Below are 16,411 nucleotides of genomic sequence, written 5' to 3'. Positions count from 1 at the left end.
CGCGCCCGGGCCGACTGCGCCTATCATCGCCGAGTGACGATGACATCCCCCGTTGTCGATGATGAGAACCAGACCCGCTCCGCCGACGACGCCGCCCTCACCGCGCCCGCCGCGGCGCTCTTCCGCGCCCTCGGCGAGCCCGCCCGGCTGACGATGCTCCGCCACCTGTTCACCGGCGAGCACTCCGTGCGCGACCTGACCGACCACCTCGGTCTCGCCCAGAGCACCGTCAGCGCGCACCTGGCGTGCCTCCGGGACTGCGGGCTGGTCACGGTGCGGCAGCGGGGTCGGTCCTCGATCTACGCGATCGCCGACCCGGGTCGGCTCGCGATGCTGGTGGGGGCGGCCGAGGACCTGCTGCGCGGCGGGTCGAGCCCCGACGCGTGCGCCCACCTGGCGGGGGACCGGCCGTGAGCCACGGGCACGACCACGGCCACGCGCCGGCGGGTCCCGGCGGTCCGGGCGACCACCGCCGCCGGCTCGCGATCGCGTTCGGCCTGACCGCGACCGTGCTGGTCGCCCAGGCGGTCGGGGCGGTGCTCACCGGCAGCCTGGCGCTGCTGGTGGACACCGCGCACATGCTGACCGACGCGGCCGGGCTGGCGATGGCGCTGGTCGCGGCGCACCTCTCGCTCAGGCCGGCGACGTCGCGCCGGACCTGGGGCTACCGCCGCGCCGAGGTGCTGGGCGCGCTGGCGCAGTCCGCGGTGCTGCTCGCCGTCGGCGGGTACGTGCTGGTCGAGGGCGTGCGCCGGCTGGTCGATCCCCCCGACGTGCCGTCCGCCGAGCTCGTCGTGTTCGGCGTGATCGGCCTGGTCGCGAACGTGGTGGCCATCGCCGTGCTCGCGGGCGGTCGGAACGCGAACTTCAACCTCCGCGCGGCGTTCCTGGAGGTGCTGAACGACGCGCTCGGGTCGGTCGGGGTGATCGTCGCGGCGGTCGTCATCGCCACGACGGGCTGGCAGCAGGCCGACGCGGTGGCCGGCCTGCTCATCGGCGCGCTGATCGTCCCGCGGGCGATCCGGCTCCTGCGCGAGACCGCCGCGGTGCTGCTCGAGTCCACGCCGCCGGGGCTGGACCTCGACGCCGTGCGCGACCACCTGCTCGGCGTCGAGCACGTGCGCGCGGTGCACGACCTGCACGCGTCGCTCGTCGCCACCGGGCTGCCGGTGGTGACCGCGCACATCACCGTGGACGACGAGTGCTTCTCCGACGGGCACACCGCCCGGATCCTCGACCAGCTCCAGGACTGCCTGGCCACGCACTTCCCGATCTCGGTGGAGCACTCGACGTTCCAGATCGAGCCCGCGTCCCACCGCACCCACGAGCACCTCGGCCACGCCTGACCCGCGCCGGGCCGCCGGCGCGGGGCGACGGCCGGGCGGCCGGCCGTCAGGGGGCGACGTCGTCCGGGTCGGGGCCCGGGCTCGTCGGGTTCGCGGCGCCCGGCGCGCCCGACGCCGTGCCCGGGGTGGCGCCCGGGGCGACCGGCGCGGCGCCCGACGCGGCCTCCGTGCGGTGCGCCCGGTGGGTCGGGTCGTCCTGGTTGACGTCGTCCGGGTCGGGCCCGGGGCTCGACGGGCGGGTGGGGGCCTCGGCGGGCGTGCGGACCGGCTCGTCCCGGGGGTCGGGCGTCGTGGTCATGGCGGTCTCCCTTGCGCGCGGGGGTGGGTCGCGTGCGGAGCGACGCGACCCTGCGTGCCCGCCACGCTACGCGCGTCGCGGCCGTCCGCACCCCGGGGAGGTCGCCCGCCCGGGCGGGTTCGCTGCCCCTGTATTCGGTCCGATATGTCCGGTATGGTCGCGCTGACGGGTGACCCGAGGGTCACCCCGCCGCCGTCACGCGCGCCCCGCACCGCGTCCTCACGACACGGACGGGCCGCCACACCCCCCGGACGGGCACCGCCACCCGCGGTCGCCCCCGCACGGGTGAGGAGACGCGTGGTGCTCCCGGTCGACCAGCTCGCCGCCGCCGCGGCCGCCGTCAGCGCGGTCGACCCGGTGCCGTGGGCGCGCTCGCAGATGGCGTTCACGCTGGGGTTCCACATCATCCTGGTGCCGCTCGGGGTCTCGTGGGCGGCGATGGCGCTCATCGCGAACTACCGCGGGGTCAAGCACGACGACCGCGACGCCCTGGAGCTCGCGCAGCGCTGGTCGAAGTACATGGCGGTGACGTTCGCGGTCGGCGCGGTGACCGGGACGGTGCTGAGCTTCGAGTTCGGGCTGCTCTGGCCGCGGTTCATGGCCCAGTGGGGCGACGCGTTCGGTGTGCCGTTCGCGTTCGAGGGGATCTTCTTCTTCCTCGAGGCGATCTTCGTCGCGATCTACATCTTCGGCTGGCGGCGGCTGCGCCCCTGGCCGCACTTCTGGACCGGGGTGCCGATCGTGCTGGCGGGCGTGCTGGGCTCGGTGTCGGTGGTGGCGGCGAACGCCTGGATGAACGCCCCCACGGGGTACACGCTCGGCTCCGACGGCCAGATCGTCGCGGTCGACCCGGTGCGCGTCATCTTCAACGACTCGATGCCCTGGCAGGCCGCGCACATGGTGGTCGCGGCGTACCTGGTCGGCGGGTGCCTGGTGGCGTCGGTGTACGCGTTCGCCATGCTGCGCGGGCGCCGGGACCGGTACCACCGGCTCGGGTTCACGATCGCGTTCACGGTCGCGGCGATCGCGGCGCCGATCCAGATGGGGGTCGGCGACGGGCTGGCGCGCTGGGTCTACGAGAACCAACCCGTGAAGTTCGCCGCGATCGAGCTGGTGCCCCAGACGTCCTCGGACGTGCCGGAGACGCTGCTGGGCCGGCTGGGTCCCGACGGCCAGGTGGAGGGCGGGCTGCCGATCCCCGGGATGGCGTCCTGGCTGTCCGACCCGAGCACGGGGCGGGACACCGTCGTGCAGGGCCTCGACTCGGTGCCGGCGGACGAGCGGCCGACCACCCGCGAGGTCAACACCGTCCACCTGGCCTGGGACGTCATGGTCGGCATCGGCACGCTGCTCCTGCTGCTCGCCGGCTGGTACGGGCTGGTCTGGCTCCTCCGGCGCCGGGCGCCGACGGGACGGCTGTTCCTCGCGGCGGTCTCGGCCTCCGGGGTGCTCGCCGTGCTGGCGATGGAGGCCGGCTGGATCGTGACCGAGGTCGGCCGGCAGCCGTGGATCGTCTACGAGGTGATGCGGGTCGAGGACGCCGCCACCGGCAACGAGGGCGTGTGGGCGACCTTCCTCGGCGTCGTCCTGCTGTACCTGGTGCTGGGCACCACGACGGTGCTGGTGCTGCGCGCGATGAGCCGGCGGTTCCGGAGGCAGGCGGCGTTCCGGGACGACGACACCCCCTACGGACCGTCGCCGGACGGGGTGGGGCGGGTGCCGGACGACGCCCGCGCCCCGGAGCCGGCCGCGGGCGGCGCGGCGCCGGACCACGACGCGCGGGGGCCGCGATGAGCACCGCCGTCGCCGTCGTGCTGCTGCTCGCGCTCGCGGCCTACGCCGCGTTCGGCGGGGCCGACTTCGGCGCGGGGTTCTGGGACCTGACCGCCGGGGGCGCCGAGCGGGGAGCCGCACCGCGGGCCGTCGTCGAGCGGTCGATCGGCCCGGTGTGGGAGGCCAACCACGTGTGGCTGATCTTCGTCCTGGTGGTGACCTGGACGGCGTTCCCCGAGGCGTACGCGGCGATCTGGCTCACCATGTTCGTCCCCCTGACGATCGCGGCGGTGGGCATCGTGCTGCGCGGCGCGAGCTTCGCGTTCCGCAAGGCCGTGGTCGGCACCGGCGTCCGGCGGGTGTTCGGCGGCGCGTTCGCGCTGTCGTCGGTGCTGGTGCCGTTCTGCCTGGGCGCCGTCGCGGGCGGCATCGCGGCGGGGGAGGTGCCGGCGGGCGGCCGCGCGGGGGACCCCGTCACCAGCTGGCTGAACCCGGTGTCGATCGCGGTGGGCGTCCTCGCGGTGGCGCTCGCGGCCTACCTCGCGGCGGTGTACCTCGTGCGGGACGCCCGGCACGGCGACGACCCGGCGATGGTCGGCTACTTCCGGCGCCGGGCGGTGGTGGCCGCGGTGGTGGCCGGCGTCGTCGCGGCGGTGGGGCTGGTCGTGGTGGACCGGGACGCGCACCCCGTCTTCGAGGAGCTGGTGACCACCGCGCTGCCCCTGGTCCTGGCCGGGACGCTGTGCGCGGTGGGCGCCCTGCTGCTCCTGCTGCGCGACGCGACCCGCGGGGCCCGGGTGCTCGCCGTGCTCGCCGTCACCGGCGTCATCGCCGCGTGGGGGGTGGCGCAGTGGCCCGACCTGCTGCCGGGCGCCCTCAGCGTCGCCGACGCCGCCGCCCCCGACGGGACGCTCACCGCGCTGGTCGCCGCCGTCGGCCTCGGGCTGCTGCTCGTCGCCCCGTCCTTCGTCCTGCTGTACGTCCTGGCGCAGCGCCGGCTGCTCCCCGAGGAAGGAGTCGAACCATGAGCGTGTCCCCGTTCCCGCCGATCGCCGACTACGCGTTCCTGTCGAACTGCCACACCGGTGCGCTGATCGCCCCCGACGGCTCGGTCGACTGGCTGTGCCTGCCGTCGTTCGACTCGCCGGCCGTGTTCGGCAACCTGCTGGACCGCGGGGCGGGGTCGTTCCGGTTCGGGCCGTACGGCATCAACGTGCCGACGGCGCGCGCCTACGTGCCGGGCACCAACGTCATGACGACGACCTGGCACACCCCGGGCGGCTGGCTGCTCGTGCACGACGCGCTGACCATGGGGCCGAGCACCGGCCACGACGCCATCACCCCGCACACCCGGCCGCCGGCCGACGACGACGCCGAGCACCTCCTGGTCCGGACGGTGAAGTGCCTGAGCGGCAGCATCGAGGTCGAGCTGGTCTGCGAGCCCGCGTTCGACTACGGGCGCACGCCGGCGACCTGGACCGTGGTGGGCGACGACGGCCACGCGGCCGACGCGACCGGCGCGGGGCAGACGTTCCGGCTGGCGACCGACATGCGGATCGGCATCGAGGGCGGGTCGGCCCGCGCCCGGCACGTGCTCGCGGAGGGGGAGACCGCGTACTGCGTCGTGTCCTGGGCGGAGGGGCTGGCGGTACCCGTCGACGACGCCGACGCCGAGGGCCGCGTGCGGGCCACGATCGACTTCTGGCGGAACTGGCTCGCCCGGGCCCGGGTGCCCGACCACCACCTGCGCGCCGCCATCGAGCGGTCCGCGCTGACCATCAAGGGCCTGACGTACATGCCGACCGGGGCCACGGTCGCCGCGCTCACCACGTCGCTCCCCGAGACGCCCGGCGGCGAGCGGAACTGGGACTACCGGTACACCTGGATCCGGGACACCACGTTCACGCTGCAGGCGCTGCACTACCTCAACCTGGACTGGGAGGCCGACGAGTTCATGCAGTTCGTCGCCGACCTGGAGCCGGCCGAGGACGGCGGGCTGCAGATCATGTACGGCGTCGACGGGCGGCGGGACCTCACGGAGTCCACCCGGGACGAGCTCACCGGCTACGAGCACGCCCGCCCGGTCCGGATCGGCAACGCGGCGTTCGACCAGCGGCAGAACGACGTCTACGGCGCCGTGCTCGACTCGATCCTGCTGCACACGGTCCGCAGCCGGCACGTCCCCCGGCGCCTGTGGCCGCTGGTCGAGTCGCAGGCCGCGGCGGCGATCGCCACCTGGAAGGAGCCCGACCAGGGCATCTGGGAGGCGCGCGGGAAGCCGCAGCACTACGTGTCGTCCAAGCTCATGGGCTGGGTGGCGCTGGACCGCGCCGCGCAGCTCGCGGGGATCCGGGACGACCGGGAGCACGCGGAGCAGTGGCGGGCGACCGCCGACGAGATCCGGGCCGACATCCTGGAGCACGGGCTCCGCGACGACGGCGCCCTGCGGCAGCACTACGACACGGACGCGCTCGACGCCTCGACGCTGCTGGCGCCGCTGTTCGGCTTCCTGCCGCCGGAGGACCCGCGGATCCGGGCCACGGTCGAGGCGGTCGGCAACGAGCTGACCGAGAACGGGTACGTGCTGCGGTACCGCACCGACGAGACCGACGACGGGATGTCCGGCAAGGAGGGCACGTTCCTCATCTGCTCGTTCTGGCTGGTGTCGGCGCTCGCGGCGATCGGCGAGTCCGAGCGGGCCAACGACCTCATGGAGCGGCTGCTGCGCATCGCCTCCCCGCTCGGCCTGTACGCCGAGGAGTACGAGGTCGAGCGGTCCCGGCACCTCGGCAACGTGCCGCAGGCGTTCTCCCACCTGGCGCTCATGCAGGCCGCGGGGCGGATCATCCTCACCGACTTCCGCAAGGAGATGTCCCTGTGACCGCCGACGGCGCGGTGGGCCTGCCGCAGGACCCGGTCGTCGTCCTCGGCGGCGGCCTCGCGGGCGTCGCGTGCGCCCACGCGCTCGGCGACGCGGGGGAGCCGGTCGTGCTGGTCGACCGGAACGACTACCACCAGTTCCAGCCCCTGCTCTACCAGGTGGCGACGTCCCAGCTGCCCGCCGAGGACGTGGCCCGCCCGCACCGGGTCATCTTCCACAAGCACCCCACCGTGCGCGTGCTGACCGCCGAGGCGGTCGCGGTGGACGCCGCCGCGCACCGGGTCACGCTGGGCGACGGGACGGAGGTCGCGGGCTCGCAGCTGGTGCTCGCCGCGGGGGCGCAGCCCGAGTTCTTCGGGGTGCCCGGCGCGGCGGAGCACGCGTTCCCGCTGTACTCGGTGGTGGACGCGGAGCGGCTGCGGCGGCACCTGCACGGCCTCGTGCGGGAGCACGCGCACGCGCCCGGGACGCAGGACGCGCCGGAGCCGCCCCCGGGCGCGCTGGACGTCGTCGTGGTGGGCGGCGGCCCGACCGGGGTCGAGACGGCGGGCGCCGTGGCCGAGCTGACGGCCGCGCTGACCCGCACCGGGCGCCTGGCCGCACCGGCGCGCGTCGTCCTGGTCGACCGCGGAACCGCCCTGCTGGCGCCGTTCACCGACGCGGCGCACCACTACGCGCACGGGCACCTGACGGGCGTCGGCGTCGAGGTCCGGCTGGGCACCGGGGTCGCGGCCGTGCACCCCGACCGGGTCGAGCTCGACGACGGCACGGCGATCCCCACCCGGACCGTCGTCTGGGGCGGCGGGGAGTCGGCGGCGCCGATCGTGCTCGGCGCCGGCGTGCCGACCGGCCGCGGCGGCCGCGTGGACGTGGCGGCGGACCTGAGCGTGCCCGGGCTGCCCGGCGTCTACGCGGTCGGCGACGCCGCCAACATCCCGGGCCCGGACGGCCGCACCCTGCCCCAGCTCGGCTCCGTCGCGCAGCAGTCCGGCCGGGCCGCGGGAGCGAACGTGCTCCGCGAGCGGCGCGGGGCGCCGACCGAGCCGTTCCGGTACAGGGACAAGGGCATCATGGCGATGATCGGCCGCAACGCCGCGGTCGCCGAGGTCGGGCACCGGCACCACACGGTCGAGGGCCCGGTCGCGTTCGCCGCGTGGCTCGGGGTGCACGCGATGCTGCTCAGCGGCGCGCACTCCAAGACCGACGCGTTCCTGTCCTGGGCGTGGGACTACTTCGACCGGGACCACTCGGCGCTGGTGGAGATGACGGACGCCCCGCACCGGATTGCGTGGGAGGACACGGCGGCGGACGTGCCGCACATCGACCCGGGGGCGTGAGCCCGCGAGCGGCGAGCCTCAGACCCACGGCCCCCGCCAGCCGCCCGACCGCTCGGTGAGCGCGTCGGCGGCGGCGGGCCCCCACGTCCCCGGGGCGTAGGCGTGCACCGGCGGCGGGTCGTCCAGCAGCGGCTGCATGATCCGCCACGTCTCCTCGACGGCGTCCTGCCGGGCGAACCGCGTGCTGACCCCGGCGAGCGCGCCCTGCAGCAGCACCTCGTACGGCGTCGGGCCCTCCCCGCCCTCGTCGGCGAACTGCATGTCGAGCTCGATCGGCGCAGCCAGCCGGGCGACGTCCGCGCGGTGCGCGTCCACGACGATCCGGATCCCCGTCGAGGGGTCGAGGCGGACGATCAGCTGGTTCGGCTCCACCACGCCGCCGCGCGGTCCGAACCCGAGCCGCGGCGGCCGCTGGAACACCAGCCGCAGCTCGGTCTGCGTCGCGCGCAGCCGCTTCCCGGTCCGGAGGTAGAACGGCACCCCGGCCCAGCGCCAGTTCTCGATCTCGAGACGCAGCGCCGCGTAGGTCTCCGTGGTCGACCCCGGGGCGACGCCCGCGACGTCCCGGTACCCCTCGTACTGGCCGCGGACGTAGTGCCGCGGGTCGGCCTCGACCACCGCCCGGAACAGCGCGGCCTCGGAGTCCTTCAGCGTCGCCGGGTCGCCGCGCGACGGCGGCTCCATCGCGGAGGCCGCCACCACCTGCATGAGGTGGTTGACCACGACGTCCCGCAGCGCGCCCACCGGGTCGTAGAAGTGGCCGCGGTCGTCGACGCCGAAGTCCTCGGCCATCGTGATCTGCACGCACTCGAGGTAGCTGCGGCTCCACAGCGGCTCCAGGATCGCGTTGGCGAACCGCAGGTGCAGGATCTCCTCCAGCCCCATCTTCCCGAGGTAGTGGTCGATCCGGAACAGCTGCGACTCGTCCAGGTGCTCGTGCAGCTGGTCGGCGAGCTCCCGCGCGGACGCGAGGTCGTGCCCGAACGGCTTCTCGACGACGACCCGCGCGTGCTCGGTCAGGTCCGCCCCGGCGAGGCCGTCCACGACCCGGCCGAACAGCGAGGGCGGGATCTCCAGGTAGAACACCGGCGTCGCGGCGCCGTCGACGGCCTTCGCGACCCGCTCGTAGGTCTGCGGGTCGGTGAAGTCGCCGCTGACGTAGGACAGCCGGCCGGCGAACCGGGCGAACACCTCGTCGTCGATGTGCTGCCCCGTCGCCTCGATCGAGGTCCGCGCGCGCTCGACCAGCCGGTCGAGCGGCCAGTCGTCGACCGCGACCCCGACGACCGGCAGGTCCAGCAGGCCGCGGCTCTCCAGCCGGTACAGCGACCGGAAGGTCATCACGCGCGCCAGGTCGCCGGTGATGCCGAACACGACCAGGACGTCGGCGGGTCGCGGCTCCGTGGCCGCGCGGGATCCAGTCATCGCTGCCTCCTCGGCTGGCGGGCCGGGCGGCGCCCGTCGCGTCGCCGGGGTCCGGTCCGAGCCAACTCCCGGCGCGCGGCCGCGTCCTCATCCGCAGCGGACGATGCGGGCGCGGGCGGCCCGGGCGAGGCTGGTCGGCGTGAGGCACGCCCGGGACTCCCACGGCGCGGCACCGGTCGCGCGCTCCTCGCGCGTGCTCGCCGCCGCCGGGCTGCTGGTCCTGCTCGCGGCCTGCTCGGGCGGGTCCGGGGGCGACGGCGGGGACGGCGGCTCGTCCGCGAGCCCGACCACGAGCCCGTCGGCGGCGACGTCGGAGCCCGCGCCGTCCGGGTCCGCCGTGGCGCTGACCGCGGGGTCGTCGGTCGTCGGACTGCCCGAGGGCGTGGCCGCGCCCCCGGCGGGCGCGGTCGCCGGGGCGTCGCGCACCACCGACCCGTCGCTGATCTACGTCATCACCTTCGGGTCGAGCACCTGCCCGATGGTCGCGGACCCCGACGCGGTCGCCACCGGCGCGACGGACGCGGACGAGGTCGAGATCACGTTCCCCGAGCCCACCGGCGGGGCGTGCACAGCGGACTACGTGCCGGCGACGACCGTGGTGGCGCTGCCGGAGGAGCCCGCGGGCGATCTGCGCGTGCTGCTCGGCCCGGCCGGCGACGTGACCCTGCCCGCGGGGTCGGTCGCGGTCGAGTGGGTGATCGACCAGGGCTGAGGGTCAGACCAGCGCGCGCCGGTCCGGGGGCGCCCCCACGTCCGTCGCCCTGACCAGGCCGCCGCGCGGCACCGCCCGGCCCGCGGCCAGCGAGGCCGGGACGTCCAGCACCCGCTGGTTCCGGCTGCCGCGGAACGCCAGCGTGAGGTCGCGCTGCGCGAGCTCGAACCGGCCGTCGACCAGCACGTCGAGCTCGCCGAGCAGCTCCGCCTTGTCGGCCTGCCCCGCGTCCGCCTCTGCCAGCAGCTCCTCGAACGTGTAGCCCGACCAGCACCACACGTCCTTGGCCCGCCCGTGCTCGGCGCGCAGCCGGCGCACCACCCGCAGGCACGCGCCCGTGTTGAGGAACGGCTCGCCGCCGAGGAGGGACAACCCCTGCACGGCCTCGTGGGCGAGGTCGGCGGCGATTCGGTCCGCGAGCGCGTCGTCGAATTGCGTGCCGTACCGGAACGACCAGGCCGCCTCGTTGAAGCAGCCGGCGCAGGCGAACGGGCAGCCGCTCACGTACAGCGAGCAGCGCACGCCCTCGCCGTCGACCATGACGAACGGCTTGTAGTCGGCGACGCGGTCCTGGCTGAGGGCCGCGGCGCGCCACTGGCCGACGGCGGGCGTGCGGGCCACGTCAGGCGCCCTCGGCGGCCCCGGCGCCTCCGGTGGCCGCCGCGAGCGACGTCGGGCCGGCGAGGTGCTTGACCCGGGACGAGATCTCGACGTGCCGGCCGTGCACCATCGGCCGCTGCTGGGGGTTGCCCAGGTAGCCGCAGGTCCGCTTCACCACGTCGCAGGTGCGGGGGTCGCTGTTGCCGCAGCCCGGGCACGCGAAGCCGCGCTCGGTCGGGGTGAAGTCGCCGGAGAACCCGCACTCCAGGCAGCGGTCGATCGGGGTGTTCGTGCCGAGGTAGCCGACCCGGTCGTACGCGTAGTCCCACACGGCCTCGAGCGCCTTCGGGTTCTGCTGCAGCACGGGGTACTCGCAGTAGTGGATGAACCCGCCCGAGGCGTACTGCGGGTACTCGGCCTCGAAGTCGAGCTTCTCGAACGGCGTCGGCGCCTTGCGGACGTCGTAGTGGAACGAGTTCGTGTAGTAGTCCTTGTCGGTGATGTCCGGGACCCGGCCGAACTTCTTGGTGTCCAGCCGGCAGAACCGGTCGGTGAGCGACTCGGACGGAGTGGAGTACACCGAGAACTGGTACCCGTGCCGGGCGGTCCACTCCTTCGCGCGGGCGGCGAGGGTGCGCAGCACGCGGAGCGTGAACTCCTTGGCCTCCGGGTTCCCCTCCCAGTCGCCGCCGTAGAACGCGGCCGCGGCCTCGTACAGCCCGATGTACCCGAGCGAGACGGTGGCGCGCCCGTTCCGGAACAGCGCGTCCACGTCGTCGTCCGGCGCCAGCCGCTGCCCGAACGCGCCGTGCACGTACAGGATCGGGGCGTTGGCCGGCACGGCCTCCTTGCACCGCTCGACGCGGTAGAGCATCGCGTCGTGCACGGTCTCCAGCCGCTCGTCGAGCAGGGCCCAGAACGCGTCCGGGTCGCCCCGGGTCTCGAGCGCGATCCGCGGCACGTTGAGGGTGACGACCCCGAGGTTCATCCTGCCCTCGACGACGTCGGTCCCGTCGGCGTCCTCCCAGCCCTGCAGGAACGACCGGCAGCCCATCGGCACCTTGAACGAGCCGGTGATCTCGACGATCTTGTCGTAGCTGAGGATGTCCGGGTACATGCGCTTGGTCGCGCACTCGACGGCCAGCTGCTTGATGTCGTAGTTGGGGTCGTCCGCGGTGAGGTTGACCCCGCGGCGCAGCGTGAAGATGAGCTTCGGGAAGATCGCGGTGCGGCGCTCCTTGCCCAGCCCGAGGATGCGGATCTGCAGGATGGCGCGCTGGATCTCCCGCTCGAACCAGCCCGTGCCGAGGCCGAACCCGACCGACGTGAACGGCGTCTGCCCGTTCGACGTGAACAGCGTGTTGATCTCGTACTCGAGGCTCTGCATCGCGTCGTAGACGTCCTTGCGGGTCTTCTCCTCCGCGTACGCGCGGCGCCGCTCGGGCTCGGTGACCCACTGCTCGGCGTCGGCGAGGTGCTTGGCGAAGTTCCGCTCGGCGTACGGCGCCAGCAGCTCGTCGATCCGGTTGACCGAGCAGCCGCCGTACTGGCTCGACGACACGTTGGCGATGATCTGGGAGATCTGCGCGGTGGCCGTCTGGATGGACCGCGGCGGGTCGACCTGCGCGTTCCCGATCCGGAAGCCCTCGGACAGCATCGTCCGGAAGTCGATGAGGCAGCAGTTCGTCATCGGGGCGTAGGGGTGGTAGTCGAGGTCGTGGTAGTGGAGGTCGCCCTTGGCGTGCGCGTTCGCGACGTGCGGCGGGAGCATCCGCAGGCCGATGGCCTTGCCCACCGCGCCGGCCGTGAGGTCGCGCTGGGTGTTGAAGACGTCGGCGTCCTTGTTCGCGTTCTCGTGGACGACGGACGAGTCCTTGCCGACCAGCTGGCCGATCGAGTGGTTCACGTCGAGCGCCTTCGACCGCGCCAGGTCCCGCTGCACCCGGTAGTCGATGTAGGCCTCGGCGACCTCGTACTCGCGGGCCTCCAGGAGCATGTGCTCGACGACGTTCTGGATCTCGTAGATCCGCACCTCGCCGGTGAACCGGGCGGCGAGCTCGGCGTCGATCCGCTCGACCAGCTCGGCGATCGTGAGGTCGTGCAGCGGGCCCAGCAGGCCGTGCACGTGCGCGAACGCCCGGCCCAGCGCGCTGTGCACCCGGATGGGGTCGAAGGGCAGCACGCGGCCGTCCCGCTTCCGGACGACGAGCCCGGCGGCGGCGGAGGGGGAGTGCGGGCCCTGCGCACCCTGCGCGGCCTCCGCGAGCTCCGAGACGTGCGGTCCCACCAGCGTCATGCGTATCCACTCCCGATCTGCTCCCGGCACTAGATGTAGTGCCTGGCACAGCCTCGCAACCCCATATGTGGGGGGCAATGGGACGAACGTCCCTGGGGTGCGCCGTCCTGCGGGGTAGGGCGGGGGTGTTCACCCGATCGGAGCACCGGGCCGGCGGGTGCCGGACCGGCGGTCCTGTCAGGCCAGGCGCTTCTCGTAGCACCGGGACTGCAGCGGCAGCGCGGTGTCGTACGGCGGGTAGGTCGGGATCCGGGTCCAGCCCAGCGCGGCGTACAGCGCCTCGGCCTCCGGCTGGCGGTCGCCCGTCTGCAGGATCACGCGCTCGGCGCCCGCGGCGCGCGCGACCCGCTCGACCTCGGACATGACCGCGCGCCCGACCCCGCGGCCGCGCTGGCCGGCGGCCACCACGACGCGCTTGACCTCCCACTCGCCGCCGTGGTCGCGCAGGGCGGCGTGGCCGATCGGGGTGCCGTCGTGGTCGACGGCGAGCACGACGTGCCGGACGGCGGCCGGGTCGACGGTGAGGGCGGCGTGCGCCGCGGCGCTCATCGGGCCGGCCGACGCGTAGCGCGCGCCCATCTCGGCGTCCATCGCGTCGCGCAGCGCAGCGGCGCGCGGATCGGCCCAGTCGACGGACTCGAGCGTGTAGGACGCGTCGGACGTGGTGGTCATGCGGCTGGTCCCTCCCCGGTGCGCGCGACCCCGCCCGGGGTGCGCGCGGCGCAACGTAGCACGCGGGTGCGACGGGCTCCGCGGGCGGCCGGGCGGTCGGGTGGCCGCCCGGCCGGGCGGCGGGGTCACGCGGTGGCGGTCAGGCGGTGGCGGGTCAGGCGGTGGCGGGTCAGGCGGTGGCGGGTCAGGCGGTGGCGGTCAGGCGTCCCGGCCGTCGCCGGCCCCGAGGGTGCCCGCCGCTGCCGCGGGTGCGTCGGTGTCGTCGTCGGCCTCCGCCGCGGCGCCCGCGGCCGAGACGGTGGTGTCGGCGGCGGTGCAGGCCGGCAGCAGGTCCGCGACCTCGGGCGCCGCCCGCCGGACGACGGTGAGCGCCGCGTCGCCGAGCGCCGCCATGCGGTCCGGGCCGAGCGCGTCGACCACCAGCCGGCGCACCTCCCGGACGTGACCCGGCGCCGCGCGCCGGAGCTGGTCCTCGCCGCCCTCGGTGAGCCGCGCGCTGGTGCGCTTGCCGGCCGCCACGCACGAGCCGCGGGTGACCCAGCCCGCCTGCTCGAGACGCCCGACCGCGTGCGACAGCCGGGACGGTGAGCTCTGCGTGAGGCGCGCGAGGTCGCTCATCGGGATCTCGCCCTGCGGCCGCTCGGACAGCGCGACCAGCACGTTGTACTCGTAGAGGTTCATCCCGGAGTCCCGCTTGAGCTGCGCATCGAGCGCCGCGGGCAGCGTGGTCAGGAGCGCGACGACGGCCTTCCAGCCCTCGACCTGGGCGTCGGAGAGCCACGGGGTGGCGTCCTCGACCCGCTGGCTCATGCCACGATGGTACCGGACTTGAACATTCAACACCGGACCACCTAGGGTGCGTGTTGAACATTCAACACCGCGTCGCGTACCGGCGGCGCCGTCCCCCCGGGAGTCCCCATGACCGTGCTGCGCATCGACGCCTCCATCCAGGGCGCGAACTCGGCGAGCACCGCGCTCGCCGACCTCGTCACCGCCGAGCTCGCGGCCGCGCGCCCCGACGAGACCGTCGTCCGCCGGCACCTCGGCGAGCAGCCGCTGCCCGCCGACGCGTGGGCAACGGCCGTCGGCGCGGGCTGGACGCCCGCCGAGCAGCGCACGCCCGAGCAGGCCGCCGCCGTGGCGCTCGCGGTCGAGGTGGCCGACGAGCTCCGCGCTGCCGACGCCGCCGTGCTCGCGCTGCCGCTCTACAACTGGGGCGTGTCCCAGCACGTGAAGACCTGGATCGACCTCGCGATCGCGGGCGGCACCCCGGGCGACGCGTACCTCGCGGGCAAGCCGGTCGTGCTCATCGTGACCCGCGGCGGCGGCTACGGGCCGGGCACCCCGAAGCACGGCTGGGACCACAGCATCGACTACCTGCGCCGGATCGTCGGCGAGGTGTGGGGCGCGGACCTCACCGTGATCGAGCGCGAGCTGACCCTCGTCGGCGTGAACCCGGCGATGGACGCGCTGGCCGAGCCGGCGGCGCTCATGCGCAAGGAGGCCGAGGCGGCGGCCGCCGCGGCCGGTCGGGCCCTCGCGGCGCGCTGACCTCCGCGCGCTCCCGACCGCGCGGCGAGCGCTCCCGGCGGAGGGCCGCCGCCGCGGCGATGCCGTCCGTCCCCGGCACCTCGACGCCGAGCAGCGACGTCGGCGGCCGAGGCGCGCGCGGCCGCGGGGCGAGGGGGGGCGGTGGCGTCCATGCGGACCGGCCTGGCGCGCGCGGGCGCCGCGGTCCCCGGCCGACCGGCACCGTCCCGGCATGACGGATGTCCTCGGCGTGCAGGCGCGCGCGACCGGACGGGGGCACCGTCGCGCGGCTCGGCCGCGCCCGCTGCTCAGACGGAGACCGCGTCCAGCCGGAAGCCGCGGGCGCGCAGCCGGGCGACCAGGGCGTCGCCGAGCGCCGTCGCCGGGGTCAGCGAGCCCGCGCGGTCGGGGAGCGCCGCCCCGTCGAGCGCCAGCGCCAGCGCGGCCTCGCCCAGCATCACCGCGGTCGCGGCGTACCCCGGGTCGCCGGACGCCTGCACCCGCGCCGCGTACCGGCGCCCGGACGCGGAGGTCGCGAGGAACCGGTGCCGGAACCAGCCCGCCTCCCGGGTCGCGGCGTCCGGACCGTCGCCGGCGGCGGGCAGCGCGCGCTCGACCAGCGCGCGGGTCGGCGGCAGCGCGAGCGCGGCCGCGCCCAGCGCGGTCGCCCCGGTGAGCGCGGCGGCGCGCAGCAGCCCGGCGGGGCCGCGGCCGGCGTCGAGGTGCTCGGCGTACCGCAGCCCGCGGCCGTAGGCCCAGCCGGTCAGGGCGTTCGACCGCCGGACCACGTGCGCGTCGAGCGGCGCCATCACCGACGGCGCCGCCCACCGCCCGGCCACCCGGTGGGGCGGGGTCATCAGGCGCGGCTGGGGCGTGCCCGGCTCCGCGGCGCGGTCGGGGGACAGCGCGTGCGCGTCGGCGTGCAGCCGCCGCGCGGCCGGGTCCGTGCGCACCGCCCCGGCCTCGCCGAGCAGCGAGGCCACCGTCCCGCCGGACACCCCGCCGCGCGCCGCGACGAGGGCCTGCACGTCACCGAGCCCACCGTCGTCGCCCACGTCCGACGCCGCCCGGTGCAGCAGGTGCACGCCCAGGTCGGACGGGATCGAGTCGTACCCGCACGCGTGCACCAGCCGGGCGCCGGTGGCGCGCGCCAACACGTCGGTGGCGTCGACGGCGGCCCGGACGAACGCCAGCTCACCGCTCAGGTCGGCGTAGTGCGTGCCCGCGGCGGCGCACGCCTCGACCACCGGCAGGCCGTGGCGGCCGTAGGGGCCGACGGTGGAGGCGAGGGCGGTGGCCGACCCGGCCACCCGGCGCAGAGCGGGCGCGTCCGTGACGTCGACGACGACCAGGGGCCAGTCCGCGGCGCGCGCGGGCAGCCGGCGCCGCACCGCGGCCAGCCGCTCCGGGTCCCGGCCCGCCAGCGCGATCCGGGCGGAGGTCGGGGCGGCGTGGGCGAGGTGCTCGGCAGTCAGCGCGCCGACGAAGCTCGTCGCGCCCAGCAGGACCAGGTCGTGCTCGCGGTCGGCCATGCGCGGCAC

15 protein-coding genes are annotated in these 16,411 nt (G+C 75.4%); 8 read left to right on the top strand and 7 right to left on the bottom strand.

Translation table 11 applies throughout. The annotated features are described in order from the left end of the window. The first annotated feature begins 39 nt into the window (after nucleotides 1–39). Nucleotides 40–414 carry an ArsR/SmtB family transcription factor gene (locus tag FS882_RS00715; protein ID WP_158369821.1) on the top strand — a complete coding sequence of 125 codons (375 nt, stop codon included), beginning with the start codon at nucleotides 40–42 and terminating at the stop codon, nucleotides 412–414. Next, entirely contained in the window at nucleotides 411–1,346 is a 936-nt protein-coding gene (locus FS882_RS00710) for a cation diffusion facilitator family transporter (protein ID WP_158369819.1), read from the top strand. The genes FS882_RS00715 and FS882_RS00710 overlap by 4 nt, the downstream gene beginning before the upstream one ends. 46 nt (nucleotides 1,347–1,392) lie before the next feature. Here FS882_RS00710 and FS882_RS00705 read toward each other — a convergent pair whose 3' ends face one another. After that, nucleotides 1,393–1,644, bottom strand: a complete 252-nt coding sequence (locus FS882_RS00705) for a hypothetical protein (RefSeq protein ID WP_158369817.1) — start codon at nucleotides 1,642–1,644, stop codon at nucleotides 1,393–1,395. Nucleotides 1,645–1,941: 297 nt separating this feature from the next. On the opposite strand from FS882_RS00705, the gene FS882_RS00700 reads away from it, so the two are divergent. Genes FS882_RS00700 through FS882_RS00685 form a run of 4 tightly spaced genes read left to right on the top strand, consistent with a single transcriptional unit; the run spans nucleotide 1,942 to nucleotide 7,635 of the window. Further along, on the top strand, nucleotides 1,942–3,438 hold the full coding sequence (locus FS882_RS00700; RefSeq protein WP_262347971.1) for a cytochrome ubiquinol oxidase subunit I: 1,497 nt from the start codon (nucleotides 1,942–1,944) through the stop codon (nucleotides 3,436–3,438). Further along, nucleotides 3,435–4,445: a cytochrome d ubiquinol oxidase subunit II gene (locus tag FS882_RS00695; RefSeq protein ID WP_158369815.1), complete on the top strand. Its 1,011-nt coding sequence runs from the start codon at nucleotides 3,435–3,437 to the stop codon at nucleotides 4,443–4,445. Before FS882_RS00700 ends, FS882_RS00695 begins: the two co-directional genes overlap by 4 nt. Continuing rightward, nucleotides 4,442–6,298, top strand: a complete 1,857-nt coding sequence (locus FS882_RS00690; RefSeq protein ID WP_158369813.1) for a glycoside hydrolase family 15 protein — start codon at nucleotides 4,442–4,444, stop codon at nucleotides 6,296–6,298. Before FS882_RS00695 ends, FS882_RS00690 begins: the two co-directional genes overlap by 4 nt. Further along, complete coding sequence (locus FS882_RS00685) at nucleotides 6,295–7,635, top strand: NAD(P)/FAD-dependent oxidoreductase (RefSeq protein WP_222848082.1); 1,341 nt, start codon at nucleotides 6,295–6,297, stop codon at nucleotides 7,633–7,635. Before FS882_RS00690 ends, FS882_RS00685 begins: the two co-directional genes overlap by 4 nt. A gap of 18 nt (nucleotides 7,636–7,653) precedes the next feature. On the opposite strand, the gene zwf is transcribed toward FS882_RS00685, so the two are convergent. Next, nucleotides 7,654–9,060: a glucose-6-phosphate dehydrogenase gene (gene zwf / locus FS882_RS00680; RefSeq protein WP_158369811.1), complete on the bottom strand. Its 1,407-nt coding sequence runs from the start codon at nucleotides 9,058–9,060 to the stop codon at nucleotides 7,654–7,656. 139 nt (nucleotides 9,061–9,199) lie between these two features. On the opposite strand from zwf, the gene FS882_RS00675 reads away from it, so the two are divergent. Next, entirely contained in the window at nucleotides 9,200–9,772 is a 573-nt protein-coding gene (locus FS882_RS00675) for a hypothetical protein (RefSeq protein ID WP_158369809.1), read from the top strand. 3 nt (nucleotides 9,773–9,775) lie between these two features. On the opposite strand, the gene nrdG is transcribed toward FS882_RS00675, so the two are convergent. From nrdG to FS882_RS00655, 4 genes are all read right to left on the bottom strand, one after another. Next, complete coding sequence (gene nrdG / locus FS882_RS00670) at nucleotides 9,776–10,393, bottom strand: anaerobic ribonucleoside-triphosphate reductase activating protein (protein ID WP_158369807.1); 618 nt, start codon at nucleotides 10,391–10,393, stop codon at nucleotides 9,776–9,778. Between the two features lies 1 nt (nucleotide 10,394). After that, a complete protein-coding gene (nrdD, locus tag FS882_RS00665) occupies nucleotides 10,395–12,668 on the bottom strand; it encodes an anaerobic ribonucleoside-triphosphate reductase (protein WP_262347970.1) in 2,274 nt (757 codons plus the stop codon). 177 nt (nucleotides 12,669–12,845) lie between these two features. Next, the gene (locus FS882_RS00660) at nucleotides 12,846–13,340 is read right to left on the bottom strand and encodes a GNAT family N-acetyltransferase (protein ID WP_158369805.1); all 495 of its coding nucleotides are present in this window, start codon (nucleotides 13,338–13,340) and stop codon (nucleotides 12,846–12,848) included. A 198-nt stretch (nucleotides 13,341–13,538) separates the two neighbouring features. Next, entirely contained in the window at nucleotides 13,539–14,150 is a 612-nt protein-coding gene (locus FS882_RS00655; protein ID WP_158369803.1) for a MarR family winged helix-turn-helix transcriptional regulator, read from the bottom strand. Between the two features lie 108 nt (nucleotides 14,151–14,258). Between FS882_RS00655 and FS882_RS00650 the strand changes: the two genes are divergently transcribed. Continuing rightward, entirely contained in the window at nucleotides 14,259–14,891 is a 633-nt protein-coding gene (locus FS882_RS00650; protein WP_158369801.1) for an FMN-dependent NADH-azoreductase, read from the top strand. Nucleotides 14,892–15,178: 287 nt separating this feature from the next. Here FS882_RS00650 and FS882_RS00645 read toward each other — a convergent pair whose 3' ends face one another. Beyond that, nucleotides 15,179–16,402, bottom strand: a complete 1,224-nt coding sequence (locus FS882_RS00645; RefSeq protein WP_158369799.1) for a saccharopine dehydrogenase family protein — start codon at nucleotides 16,400–16,402, stop codon at nucleotides 15,179–15,181. Nucleotides 16,403–16,411: the final 9 nt, after the last annotated feature.

This window comes from Cellulosimicrobium cellulans, from assembly GCF_007679345.1.
GTDB lineage: Bacteria > Actinomycetota > Actinomycetes > Actinomycetales > Cellulomonadaceae > Cellulomonas > Cellulomonas cellulans_A.
This window is presented reverse-complemented; position numbering and strand designations above follow the sequence as displayed.